General features: G+C 48.2%; 8 protein-coding genes and 2 pseudogenes. 6 read left to right on the top strand and 4 right to left on the bottom strand.

The features are described from left to right. Nucleotides 1-47: 47 nt before the first annotated feature. Together galP and metK are read right to left on the bottom strand one after the other, a co-directional pair. Nucleotides 48-1,442 (bottom strand): galactose/proton symporter, encoded by a 1,395-nt coding sequence (gene galP / locus EFER_RS14500; protein WP_001352953.1) that lies wholly within the window; start codon nucleotides 1,440-1,442, stop codon nucleotides 48-50. Between the two features lie 435 nt (nucleotides 1,443-1,877). Beyond that, nucleotides 1,878-3,032, bottom strand: a complete 1,155-nt coding sequence (metK, locus tag EFER_RS14495; RefSeq protein ID WP_001062131.1) for a methionine adenosyltransferase — start codon at nucleotides 3,030-3,032, stop codon at nucleotides 1,878-1,880. Between the two features lie 55 nt (nucleotides 3,033-3,087). Between metK and EFER_RS24460 the strand changes: the two are divergent. The 4 genes and pseudogenes from EFER_RS24460 (at nucleotide 3,088) to speA (ending at nucleotide 5,802) form a co-directional block, all read left to right on the top strand. Then, nucleotides 3,088-3,338: pseudogene (locus tag EFER_RS24460) on the top strand (hypothetical protein). A 110-nt stretch (nucleotides 3,339-3,448) separates the two neighbouring features. Continuing rightward, the gene (locus EFER_RS24750) at nucleotides 3,449-3,592 is read left to right on the top strand and encodes a hypothetical protein (RefSeq protein WP_269446566.1); all 144 of its coding nucleotides are present in this window, start codon (nucleotides 3,449-3,451) and stop codon (nucleotides 3,590-3,592) included. A 93-nt stretch (nucleotides 3,593-3,685) separates the two neighbouring features. Then, nucleotides 3,686-3,817 (top strand): acid stress response protein YqgB, encoded by a 132-nt coding sequence (yqgB, locus tag EFER_RS14480; protein ID WP_000729003.1) that lies wholly within the window; start codon nucleotides 3,686-3,688, stop codon nucleotides 3,815-3,817. 8 nt (nucleotides 3,818-3,825) lie between these two features. Then, the gene (gene speA, locus EFER_RS14475) at nucleotides 3,826-5,802 is read left to right on the top strand and encodes a biosynthetic arginine decarboxylase (protein ID WP_015953692.1); all 1,977 of its coding nucleotides are present in this window, start codon (nucleotides 3,826-3,828) and stop codon (nucleotides 5,800-5,802) included. A 43-nt stretch (nucleotides 5,803-5,845) separates the two neighbouring features. Here speA and EFER_RS23165 read toward each other — a convergent pair whose 3' ends face one another. Further along, a complete protein-coding gene (locus EFER_RS23165; protein ID WP_015953691.1) occupies nucleotides 5,846-6,109 on the bottom strand; it encodes a TRAP transporter large permease subunit in 264 nt (87 codons plus the stop codon). Nucleotides 6,110-6,340: 231 nt separating this feature from the next. Next, nucleotides 6,341-10,354, bottom strand: coding sequence for an autotransporter outer membrane beta-barrel domain-containing protein (locus tag EFER_RS14470; RefSeq protein ID WP_001034067.1), 4,014 nt, complete (start codon nucleotides 10,352-10,354; stop codon nucleotides 6,341-6,343). Between the two features lie 532 nt (nucleotides 10,355-10,886). Between EFER_RS14470 and EFER_RS23825 the strand changes: the two are divergent. Both EFER_RS23825 and EFER_RS14450 read left to right on the top strand, forming a co-directional pair. Continuing rightward, a pseudogene (locus EFER_RS23825) lies at nucleotides 10,887-11,583 on the top strand (IS1 family transposase). Between the two features lie 18 nt (nucleotides 11,584-11,601). Next, on the top strand, nucleotides 11,602-12,852 hold the full coding sequence (locus EFER_RS14450; RefSeq protein ID WP_024256521.1) for an enolase C-terminal domain-like protein: 1,251 nt from the start codon (nucleotides 11,602-11,604) through the stop codon (nucleotides 12,850-12,852). Nucleotides 12,853-13,020 lie beyond the last annotated feature (168 nt).

Genomic DNA, 13,020 nt, shown 5'->3' with positions numbered 1-13,020 from the left:
GACTGCAAGAGGTGGCTTCCTCCGCGACGGGAGGAAGCCTGAGGAGATTAATCGTGAGCGCCGATTTCGCGCAGTTTACGACCTTTCATCAGATTACGTTCAATATGTTCCAGCGAAACGTGTTTGGTTTCCGGTACCAGCCACAATGTCAGCAGGATAAACAGTACGTTCAGAGCCGCATACACCCAGAAGGTGTTGGCGTTACCCAGCGTGTTGAGCATGGTCAGGAACGTTGCGCCAACGATCATGTTGGCAATCCAGTTGGTGGCGGTGGAGCAGGTGATGCCAAAATCGCGGCCTTTCAGCGGCTGAATTTCGGAGCACAGTACCCAAATCAGCGGACCGGCACTCATGGCAAAGCCGACAATAAACATCAACAGCATGGCGATGGCGAAATACTGCGCTGACGGAGAGTGGATACCGATATGCATCATTGTACCGAGTATGCCCATGCCAGCAGCCATCACCAGGAAGCCCAGCGTTAGCGTTGGTTTACGTCCCCAGCGGTCAACAAGGCCGATTGCGATAAAGGTGGCGAGTACGTTGGTGAGACCGACGATCACTGTCCCCCACATTTGCTCGGTGGTGTTGGTATAACCCGCCAGTTCGAAGATTTTCGGCGCGTAATACATGATGACGTTCATCCCGGTGAATTGCTGCATTACCTGCAACAGTACGCCAAGGAACACCGCGCGGCGGAAGTTGCTGTTCTCTTTAAACAGTGCCCAGCCACTCTGTTTAACCTGCAAACTTTCACGGATTTCATCCAGTTCACGTTTCGCTTCCGCACTGGTGTCGCGCAGGCGCAGCAGCACGCGCTCGGCATCAACAAAACGGCGTTTGGCGGCAAACCAACGTGGGCTGTCTGGCAGGAAGAAGACACCAATCAGCAGCAAAATTGCCGGGATGATAATCACACCCAGCATCCAGCGCCATGCACCAGTGTAGCTGAAGGCGGTATCAGAAAGATAAGCACCGAGGATCCCGATAGTGATCATCAACTGATACATCGAGATCATACTGCCGCGAATTTTTTCCGGGGCAATTTCAGAGAGGTACAGCGGCGCGGTATAAGAGGCCACACCCACCGCCAGCCCCAGCAGAACGCGGGAAAGAATCAGTACTTCAACGTTTGGCGCAGCCGCAGAGAACAGTGAACCGGCAACAAACAGAATTGCGCCGATCATCAGGCTCTTTTTGCGCCCGAGTTTAAAGGAGAGCCAGCCGCTACCCACCGCACCGACTGCCGCACCGAACATCATGGAGCTTACGACCCATTCTTGTGTGTGCGAAGTAATCTGGAATTCATCAGCAATAAACGGCAGTGCGCCAGCAATTACACCGATATCCAGGCCAAAGAGTAATCCCGCCAGAGCGGCAAGGAAGCAGACGAAAAACGTCATTGCCTTGTTTGACCGCCCCTGTTTTTTAGCGTCAGGCATGATGCCCTCCAATATGGGTTATTTATTTTGTTGATGTAAAGGATAAGTGAGTAGTGCGTAAAAAGATGCGAAGCACATCACGTTAGTGTAATCGCTTACACTAACATTCATTATGTTTATTATTTAACTTAATGAAAATTATCGATTTATATCATCATAGAACAAAGCAAATTGTCTTTACTTAAGACTTTACTGAAAATAAATGTAACGTTTGTGAAAACTTAATAATATTATGAAAATATTATCAATAGTTGAGTTGAATAGAAGGTGTAATCGGTTCCATCAAAAGTGGTGATTTTGATGCAAAGCACTTAGCGGCAGTTTATTGTCATCACGCAAGCGTCTTCTTGCCGGATGGATGAGGAAGCATTTTGGGGCTTACAAAAAGAAAAAGGCCAGCGCGAGGCTGGCCTTGAAGACGAAGGCGCTGGAGGATTATTTCAGTCCAGCAGCTTCACGCAGCAGCTGCGCTTTGTCGGTTTTTTCCCACGGGAAATGTTCGCGACCAAAGTGACCGTATGCTGCGGTTTCTTTGTAGATCGGGTGCAGCAGATCCAGCATCTGAATCAGACCGTATGGGCGCAGGTCGAAGAACTCACGTACCAACAGAGTCAGTTGTTCAGAAGGCACTTTCTCGGTACCGAAAGTTTCCACCATGATGGAGGTCGGTTCAGCCACGCCGATTGCGTAGGAAACCTGAATTTCACAACGATCGGCCAGGCCAGCCGCAACGATGTTTTTCGCGACATAACGTGCTGCGTACGCTGCAGAACGGTCCACTTTTGATGGATCTTTACCAGAGAACGCACCGCCACCGTGACGTGCCATGCCGCCGTAGGTATCAACGATAATTTTACGACCAGTCAGACCGCAGTCACCCATCGGGCCGCCAATAACAAAACGTCCGGTCGGGTTGATGAAGAACTTGGTTGCGGAAGTCAGCCATTCTGCGGGCAGAATCGGCTTGATGATCTCTTCCATCACCGCTTCTTGCAGCGATTTCTGGTCGATCTCTTCAGAGTGCTGAGTGGAAAGCACGACAGCATCGATACCAACGATTTTGCCGTCGTCATACTGGAAAGTCACCTGGCTTTTCGCGTCCGGGCGCAGCCACGGCAGAGTGCCGTTTTTACGTACTTCAGCCTGACGCTGAACCAGACGGTGTGCATAGGTGATAGGTGCTGGCATCAGCACGTCGGTTTCATTGGTTGCGTAGCCAAACATCAGACCCTGGTCGCCCGCGCCCTGTTCCAGCGGATCGGCACGGTCAACGCCCTGGTTGATATCAGGAGACTGTTTGCCGATAGCGCTCAGAACCGCACAGGAGTTAGCGTCAAAGCCCATGTCGGAATGTACATAGCCAATTTCGCGAACGGTGTTACGGGTGATCTCTTCGATGTCTACCCAGGCGCTGGTGGTGATTTCACCGCCAACTAAAACCATGCCGGTTTTTACGTAGGTTTCGCAAGCAACGCGTGCTTTCGGATCCTGTTCGAGGATCGCGTCTAAAACGGCATCAGAGATTTGGTCAGCAATTTTGTCAGGATGCCCTTCAGAGACGGACTCGGACGTAAAAAGGTGTTTTGCCATATTTAATATCACCTAAAGAGAATTTGGTTAGCTCAAACTGTTGTGTGGATTTTCTGTGGTAGCGGATCCTACCACGACTCTGCAGGTTAAAAACACTGGCAGTCTGAGTGTTAATCGGTATGGATGGATTAACATCTGGATGGCTATTTTAGGTTACTTCTTCACCCAATTTCCAGTTTTTTTTGAATCGGGTCTCATTCCGCTAAAAACGTGGCTGAAAATATTTCTTGTTGCCGCTGACAAAGTGGGCATTTATGTTTTGCATTTTTCTTATCATGACGGTATAAAACGCGGCGCGCGGCTTAAATAAAAAGCACACGACGAAGTCATCGTGTCGCCACTTCCAGCCGGGTTGAAATAGGTGTTTTGGCTTGTGGGTTCGTCTTTCGGGGCGGCCGTGGAGGTGATACGAGATAATGAACCGTTGTTTTTTGCTTAATCTGCCGCACCATTCTGGTGTAGATATGTTCCCCGCACTCTGCATCTCTGCTTTGCATACCTGCCGATGTTATACCCATCTCGGCGCTTCTCAGGACTCCAGGGCCGGTAACGGTAACTAAGAGCTGAACAAGGGCGCTCTTGTAAAAACAAGAGTTTTCTCGTGGTTTCGCCGAATCTGTCATTCTCAGTTCGGTTAAGTGCTTTAAATCATTATGAAAAAGAAACCGATTGCGCAGTCGGAACACCAGCATACGCTGCTGGAAAATCCGTATGCTTATGGGTTGTTATCGCAGTTTCAGGCTGCGATAGTGGTTAACTGTTTTACACTTAATAAAATAATTTGAGGTTCGCTATGTCTGACGACATGTCTATAAGTTTGCCTTCGTCAGCGGGCGAACACGGTGTACTACGCTCCATGCAGGAGGTTGCAATGAGCTCCCAGGAAGCCAGCAAGATGCTGCGTACTTACAATATTGCCTGGTGGGGCAATAACTACTATGACGTTAACGAGCTGGGCCACATTAGCGTGTGCCCGGACCCGGACGTCCCGGAAGCTCGCGTCGATCTCGCGCAGTTAGTGAAAACTCGTGAAGCACAGGGTCAGCGTCTGCCTGCACTGTTCTGTTTCCCACAGATCCTGCAACACCGTTTGCGTTCCATTAACGCCGCGTTCAAACGTGCGCGGGAATCCTACGGCTATAACGGCGATTACTTCCTCGTTTATCCGATCAAAGTTAACCAGCACCGCCGCGTGATTGAGTCCCTGATTCATTCGGGCGAACCACTGGGCCTGGAAGCCGGTTCCAAAGCTGAGTTGATGGCGGTACTGGCGCATGCTGGCATGACCCGTAGCGTCATCGTCTGCAACGGTTATAAAGACCGCGAATATATCCGCCTGGCATTAATTGGCGAGAAGATGGGCCATAAGGTCTATCTGGTCATTGAGAAGATGTCAGAAATTGCCATTGTGCTGGATGAAGCAGAACGTCTGAATGTCGTTCCTCGTCTGGGCGTGCGCGCGCGTCTGGCGTCTCAAGGTTCTGGCAAATGGCAGTCTTCTGGCGGGGAAAAATCGAAGTTCGGCCTGGCGGCGACTCAGGTACTGCAACTGGTTGAAACCCTGCGTGAAGCCGGGCGTCTCGACAGCCTGCAATTGTTGCACTTCCACCTTGGTTCGCAGATGGCGAATATTCGCGATATCGCCACGGGCGTTCGTGAATCCGCGCGTTTCTATGTTGAGCTGCACAAGCTGGGCGTCAATATTCAGTGCTTTGATGTCGGCGGCGGTCTGGGTGTGGACTATGAAGGTACTCGTTCGCAGTCCGACTGTTCAGTGAACTACGGCCTCAATGAATACGCCAACAACATCATCTGGGCGATTGGTGATGCGTGTGAAGAAAATGGTCTGCCGCATCCGACGGTAATCACCGAATCGGGTCGTGCGGTGACTGCGCATCACACCGTGCTGGTGTCTAATATCATCGGTGTGGAACGTAACGAATACACGGTGCCGACCGCGCCTGCAGAAGACGCGCCGCGCGCATTGCAAAGTATGTGGGAAACCTGGCAGGAGATGCACGAACCGGGAACTCGCCGTTCTCTGCGTGAATGGTTACACGACAGCCAGATGGATCTGCACGACATTCATATCGGCTACTCTTCCGGCACCTTTAGCCTGCAAGAACGCGCATGGGCTGAGCAGCTTTATTTGAGCATGTGCCATGAAGTGCAAAAGCAGCTGGATCCGCAAAACCGCGCGCATCGCCCGATTATCGACGAATTGCAGGAACGTATGGCGGACAAAATGTACGTCAACTTCTCGCTGTTCCAGTCGATGCCGGACGCATGGGGGATCGACCAGTTGTTCCCGGTTCTGCCGCTGGAAGGGCTGAATCAAGTTCCGGAGCGCCGCGCCGTGCTACTGGATATTACCTGTGACTCTGACGGTGCTATCGATCACTATATCGATGGTGATGGTATTGCCACGACAATGCCAATGCCGGAGTACGATCCGGAGAATCCGCCGATGCTCGGTTTCTTTATGGTCGGCGCGTATCAGGAAATCCTCGGCAACATGCACAACCTGTTTGGTGATACCGAAGCGGTTGATGTTTTCGTCTTCCCTGACGGCAGCGTAGAAGTGGAACTGTCTGACGAAGGTGATACCGTGGCGGATATGCTGCAATATGTGCAGCTCGATCCGAAAACGCTGTTAACCCAGTTCCGCGATCAGGTGAAGAAAACCGATCTTGATGCTGAACTGCAACAACAGTTCCTGGAAGAGTTCGAGGCAGGTTTGTACGGTTATACTTATCTTGAAGATGAGTAATTAAAGCGATGGTTGGGTGTTTTATACAACACCCAACCTTTTCTCAGGTCATAAGGGCCAAAGGAAAGAGCACTAATTGCGGGAAGAGTACCAGTAAAATAAGGATTACCACGCATGTGAGTAAGAACGGCAAAATACCTTTGACCAGCTCATCCATACTTATCTTTCCAATACCACAAATTACATTTAATACTGTGCCTACTGGTGGTGTTATCAAACCAATGGACGTATTTATTACAAAAAGAACACCGAAATATACCGGATCTATTCCAGCCTGTTTAATCAAAGGTACAAGTACAGGTGTCATAACTAAAATTGTGGGTCAAGTATTCAATTCGGTGATCAATTAACCGTTTCTCCGAACTCTTACAAAAAAACACTCAAATCATGCGAAGCCATTGAACACACCTTGATTAAATCTTGTGCGCCAGCTAAATCTGCTTGTCTTCACTCTAGCTGATAAAGCTGACTGCAAGAAAATGACACAGAGAGCCGAATTATCTCCCGTTCGGCTCTCTCATTTTACTGATTATTCAGATCAGAATTGCCACTTAATGCCCACCATTGCAGAGGTGTCATTATATCCCCTATCGGCAACCTGAACGCCCACATTCCCCCAGACATTCAGGTTGGCATTTAGCTGTCCTTCCACCCCGGTTTTTATCTCAGCAATATTTCGGGCGCCATCCTGAGTGACGGAGACGCCATCCATGCTGGCGCTGAAATCCTTACTGTTATGCAGCCAGTTCATTTCTACAAACGGCTGGAACTCGCGGGATTTACCATCATCCATTTTATGGTGGCTCTTCAGCCAGGTTTTTACGCCAAGTCGGGTTTGAATGTTGCCATCCCCGTTGCTATGAACAAGGGTGCCATTGCTTTCGCGGTGCTTCTCGGCTTTTACCCCCATCCAGGTAACCTGGGCTTGCGGCTGAACATACCATTCGTTACGCGTTCCCTTGCTGCCGTTAAATTCAGCTAATTTGTGTTTGTATCCAGCTTCCAGTGACGCGGTAAACCCTTTTGATTTATAAGATTCACTCTGTAAATCATCACCTTTCACTGTGTTGTCAAACCAGCTGTACTGCCCCCAACTGTCGAGATACGCTCCATTATGCGATTCGTCATCGGCATACCAGGTGGCATAAAGACCGGTGCTATATCCGTTCACGCTCGCTTTTGCACGATAACCAGTGCGCGAGGAGGTCGTTTTGCTGTCGCTGTTGCCATATCCCGCCATGACCCCTACATGCCAGCGGTCACTGTTGTTTTGGCTCCACTGTGCGATATCGCCCCCCAGTTGCAGAACATAGCGGTTACCCTGAGTTTTCAGCTGACCGCTACCATCGTGCCATTTATTGTGGCCACCTTCATGGCGCATCCACATAGTGGTTTGTTTCTGCTCACCCGTCACCATGTCGGTATAGTCCGTATTTCCCAGACGCTCATGCAGACGCGTTGTAAACATGATATTCGCTGCTGCAAGGTTGGCAATGTAGCTGCCCGCTTCCGGTCGCAGGTCATTATCCATATTCAGATCCGGGCCCGGCGTAGGTGTCGGATTCGGCTCCGGGTTCGGGTTAGGTTCCGGATTCGGATTAGGTTCCGGATTCGGATTAGGTTCCGGATTCGGCATCGGCTCTGGTTCCGGCTGCGGTTCAGGTGAATCACTGCCGCTGGTCAGATACCAGTTACCGCTATTTGCCCCCTGTCCACGCGCAAGAGTGTAATCATACGCCCCCGCAACGATACGCCCCGCCTGAACAAATTCTCCCTCAGACTTACCGTCTACATGGATAAGTTCGATACCGTTAAGGGTTTTAGCACCTGTACCGCCAGCGTTATTCACCGTAACGGCAGTCGTGCCGCTAGTATCGCCCTCGACAACTAATTTATCGGTTACTGAATCATCGCCATTCAGTACCGTATTCATTACCAGTTGGCCGCTATTACCGTAGTAGTTCCCCTTCACCACTAACACGTTGCCAGCTTGCTGTCCTGACATCCCGGTCATCAGCGTACCGTTGTTGGTAAGATTGCCACCCAGGGTGTAATTCACTGGTGCAGCCGCTCTTTTTTCACCGTGAGTATTCAACGCCAGGGTTCCGTAGTTCTCAATGTTTGCGTTACCCATTCCCTGCGCATGGCTAACCAGGATATTAGCCGAGCTGGCAATGTTCACATTCGCCGTCAGGTTGCTGTTATCGCCCGCGATGTCCAGTGTGCCGCCCTGAATATTCAGCGCTCCACTCCCCGTTAACGAACCAGTTGAAGTGCCCCCATAGGTAACCGTCAGACTGCCGTCGTTTAAGTTCAGCAGTGAATTGGCGCTAGCATTGAGCGTGCCCACGGTCTGGCTGTGACCATTCATATCCAGTTCAGTCTCTGCCGCCAGACGCAGTTCATGGGTATTACCCAACACGTTATCGTTCTTCAACAAAAGCGTCCCGCTGCGCAGATCGGTAACACCGGTATAGTCGTTGTCTTTGTTAGAAAGCGATACGGTCTGACCTTTCTGGCTGCTGAAGGCCAGGTCACCACTGCCGGTAACCTTTGCACTGAGATCGGCGGCATTCTCGCTCTTACCGTTGGCACTCAGCACCAGGGCGTCACTGTCGGTAGCCTGCAAATCAAGCTGGGTCAGGCCGTAACCGATATACAGACCGTCATTGTTTATCCCACTCGTCAGGCGATAGTCGTAAGTGCCGACGGCCGCTTTTTGCCCATTCTGCTGAATATCACGTTGGGCGCTGCTGGAGAGGATTTGCCCATTTTTATCCTGCAATTGCAGATTGCCCGCGTCGCCCAGAACTTCCGCACCTTGCGCATCAACCAGCTTAATGGCGCTGTTACCATCATCAACTTCAGTGAGCGATAACGCAGAGTCAATATCACGAGATATTGAGCTTACAACGTCACTGTCAGAAACCTGAATCACACCCTCGCCGCGCAAATCCAGCGTTTTACTAACGTTGACTGTCCCTTCTGTCATCTGTGCACCCGCTGTCAGGGCACCAAAATCAATGGTTCCGCCCGAGAATCCCAGAGTGCTAATGGAATGAGCGCCCTTACCCACTGTTATCTGGCTTCCCTGACCCGCAGTGATCCCGCCTTTCTGCAGAAACTCAGCATTTTTTTCCAGGTTAAATGTCGTGTTCTGGAATGCCAGTGCCCCCTGAAACCAGTCTGTATAAGCAAACTCATCGAAGGAGAATTCGTGATTCCCCATGTTTATTTCAACAACGCCTTTACCTTCAAGATCGTTATCAAACACCCAATCTTTATTGGCATTAATTTGCAGTTTGCCATCAACATCCAGTTCTGCACGGCCGATGTTCTTGTCTTCAGAAATAACAGCGACAGCATCGGAAGCGACATCAATATATCCGCTGAATGCATAGTTATTGCCGGTCAACTCCACCGTCCCACTGTCGATACTTATTGTACCGTTGCCGGAAATCTTATTGGCAAAGGTCATGCTATCGTCAGCCTTCAGGTGTAATTTCCCGCGGTTGGTGATTTCTGCTGTACCTATATTTTGGGTGATCCCTAAAGCCCCGTTTTTCTCAATTTTGACTTTGCCGCTAAAGGCGGAGTTATCACCGGTTAAGTAAGTTGTACCATTGAGCGCATTGATATAGCCTAGGCCCTCGCTGCCACTGACAATATCCGCGGAAATAGTCGCGTTTTTATCCGTGTGGTTTAAAGTGATTTTCTTATCTGATGTCGAAGCCCACACAAACTCAATTTTTTCGGCATCAATAATCCCTGCCGCCTTCGCTGCATTTCCTTCCTGTGCACCTAACGCCAACTCAGAGTTGGTGCTTAAACTAATAGTCGGCGCAGATACTTTACCGCCTTCTGAAACGGCAAGTGTTGTATCGGAGTTTTGATTATAATAGCCCAGGCTAATTTGCTTACTGGCATTAACTTCACCGCCGTTATTAACTGACAGGTACTGATTACCACCGTAACTGCTGTAAACGCCCATAAAGAAGGTTTCGGAATTTACCTGGCTACCTTCCCCACTGACATTTCCCTGCGTATAAGTCAGACGACTGGTGCCCTTAACATGGATTTTGCCGCCGTTGGAGACATTAAAATAGCCTTGATCGTGTCTCATACCTGAGTTTGACTCATACAAATCATCAGCATATAACTCGCTGCCAGCATTGGAGACATTCAGGAACCCCGTACCTTTCAGCAGAAAGTTAAGTGGGCCATTGATTGTTACCTTTCCTCCGGTGATATCCAACCCACCACCCGAAGCAAGAGTCAGACGTGGACGTGAAGTGTCTGTCGCATTGATAACCAGATTAGCATTATCGGTCACCTTAATACGGTAATCGATACTCTGGTTCTCTTTGCCAAATTCAATAGTCTCATCCTTTTTTACGATGACATCATCGGCGAATGCCAGAGATGAATATAAACTTATCGCGCTAATTAAAACAGCCCGGAACTTTTTCCCTTTTATTCTGCTCCCCAGTTCAGAGCAGACGCACCAACAGTTACGAGACCTGTTCCACTTTAGCCGATATATTTTATTCATCACAATCTCCAGCAATACATCCAAATAAAACTAAGATTGCATAAACAGCAACGCATTAAATGCCATTCCGGTTACTGTTCATGGCATATAAAAATTCAAAAAATTTGCATAGCATTGACAACTACATATATGAGTATGTAGTTCAGAGGGTAATAAAATAGCAAGTTACTACTGAAACATTATTTTAAGTTAACACTCTTAACTTTATCATTACATTCCCCACCCCCAGTCTAGAATACATGCGAATTATATGTATCCATGGACTCAAATCAACTCAAAATATAAACAAAAACCGAAATGATTCATTTATTAGACAACCAGTAAAAGTGGTAACTCTAATTATGTATTCAAATATAAGAATCGTCTTATTAATAAATATATATACTTATAAGACTGAATCCATTCAGCTTACGTAAAAATAATATCGTTAATTAATAAAATATAAAATCATGGAGTGATAAAAGAGAAATTGGGTCAAGTATTCAATTCGGTGGTCATCAGGTAAACTCCCCATTTTATCAAAGGAACTCTGATGGCTAAGGTTGATGTGAAGTGTCCATTTTGTAAGCAAACAGCCCCGTTAAAAAACATGGACTGGGAAGCACCGGACATCAGCGTTATCGCTGTCAGGCATGCTGCCGGAGCTTTCAACTTGATGATGAATACCGCGCCTGTCAGCAGGGCATGAATGCACAAATTGTTGACCTCGCCATTAATAACGCCGATATCCGGGACACCGTGCGCGCATTACACATCAGCATTAATGCCGTTGTGCGCACACTAAAAAACTCTCGCCGAAAAGCGTAACGACCCTTCCACTGGGTAATCTGCAAATTCAACTCATCTGTGAAGTCGATGAAATGTGGTCATTTGTCGGCAATAAAAGGAGGCAACGTTGGCTGTGGTACGCATGGGAACCCCGTCTTAAACGCATTATTGCCCGTGCTTTTGGTCGCAGAAGCAAGAAAACGCTTCGCAAGTTACTGGGGTAGCTGTCAGGGTTTAATGTGGCCTTCTGGTGTACCGACAATTTGAGTGCTTATGACATGTTACCGAATGAAAAACACATTACGGGTAAGCTTTACACCCAACGCATTGAGCATGAAAACTTGAACCTTCGCAACAGGTTGAAACGACTGTACCGTAAGACAATCGGGTACTCAAAATCTCCAGAAATGCACGACAAGATCATCGGTACATTTATTGAGCGAGAGCACTGTGTGCAATAACGACAATCAACATATTGAATATGTGACCAAATAACGGATGTCAGAACGATCCTCACTGCACCCGGCGGGATCGAACTGGCAGTTGTAAAAATTGAAACAAATGAGCCAGGTTTGTATGGGCTCGGATGCGCTACGTTTACTCAGCGGATAGTGGCAGTGGAAAAAGCAGTAAATGAGTATATGAAGCCTTTCTTGATTGGGAAAAATCCTGCTCGTATAGAAGATATCTGGCAATCAGCATGTGTCAGCGGCTACTGGCGTAATGGCCCAATTATGAATAATGCCTTGTCAGGGATCGATATGGCTTTATGGGATCTAAAGGGAAAAGTCGCCGGACTCCCTGTTTATGAATTACTGGGGGGGAAATGCCGTGATGGCGTGCCATTATACCGCCATACTGATGGGGCTGATGAGATTGAGGTTGAAGATAATATTCACCGCGCTATCGCAGAAGGGTATCAGTATGTTCGTTGTCAGATGGGGATGTATGGTGGGGCTGGAACCGATGATCTGAAACTTATTGCCAGTAAATTAGCCAGAGCTAAAAATATTCAACCGAAACGTTCACCTACCAATAAAACTTCAGGCATCTATTTTGACCCAGAAGCGTATGCCAGAAGTGTTCCTCGTTTGTTCGATCATTTGCGTAATAAGTTTGGTTTTGGCATTGAATTTATCCATGACGTTCATGAACGTATAAGTCCCATCAACGCAATTCAATTAGCAAAATCACTCGAACCTTACTCACTTTTTTATCTTGAAGATCCCGTAGCCCCAGAAAATCTTGAGTGGTTGAAGTTAATGCGTCAGCAATCATCAACACCTATTGCAATGGGGGAATTGTTCACGAATGTTAATGAATATAAGCCATTAATAATTAATCAACAGATCGATTTTATTCGCTGCCATGTAAGTACAATTGGCGGGATCACTCCAGCAAGAAAACTGGCGATTTTGAGCGAGATGTTCGGTGTTCGAACAGCATGGCATGGTCCAGGGGATATTTCTCCGGTAGGGGTAGCCGCTAATATGCATTTGTCAGTAAGTTCTGGCAATTTTGGTATTCAGGAATACACGCCAGTCAATGAGGCTTTGCAAGAGGTATTTACAGGCTGCGTTCAGGTTAAGGACGGATTTGCCTATGTGAGTGATAAACCAGGGCTGGGTATCGAACTGGATGAACATAAAGCAAAAGCATGGCCAATTAATGGCGGTATTCCAGGCTGGACATTAGCGCGTACCCCTGACGGTACGGCTGCCCGACCATAGCCGTAGATTTATTTTTGACGTTATCTCTCATCAAGGGGAACTGTAACCTTTACCCTGACTTACTTGAACTCGTGCAAATTACCAGCGATAATTCTTCTTAATACGCTTCTACCAAATCCAACCCTTCCTCGTCGGGCCTAACGACGCGGAAGGGTTTTTTTTATATCG

Source organism: Escherichia fergusonii ATCC 35469, from assembly GCF_000026225.1.
GTDB classification, from domain to species: domain Bacteria; phylum Pseudomonadota; class Gammaproteobacteria; order Enterobacterales; family Enterobacteriaceae; genus Escherichia; species Escherichia fergusonii.
This window is presented reverse-complemented; position numbering and strand designations above follow the sequence as displayed.

Excerpts from the sequence above, each read along its gene's own strand:
- galP (WP_001352953.1), bottom strand. The coding sequence starts at position 1,442 with ATGCCTGACGCTAAAAAACAGGGGCGGTCAAACAAGGCAATGACGTTT.
- EFER_RS14470 (WP_001034067.1), bottom strand. The coding sequence starts at position 10,354 with ATGAATAAAATATATCGGCTAAAGTGGAACAGGTCTCGTAACTGTTGG.
- EFER_RS24750 (WP_269446566.1), top strand. The coding sequence starts at position 3,449 with ATGAACCGTTGTTTTTTGCTTAATCTGCCGCACCATTCTGGTGTAGAT.
- yqgB (WP_000729003.1), top strand. The coding sequence starts at position 3,686 with ATGAAAAAGAAACCGATTGCGCAGTCGGAACACCAGCATACGCTGCTG.
- speA (WP_015953692.1), top strand. The coding sequence starts at position 3,826 with ATGTCTGACGACATGTCTATAAGTTTGCCTTCGTCAGCGGGCGAACAC.
- EFER_RS23165 (WP_015953691.1), bottom strand. The coding sequence starts at position 6,109 with ATGACACCTGTACTTGTACCTTTGATTAAACAGGCTGGAATAGATCCG.
- metK (WP_001062131.1), bottom strand. The coding sequence starts at position 3,032 with ATGGCAAAACACCTTTTTACGTCCGAGTCCGTCTCTGAAGGGCATCCT.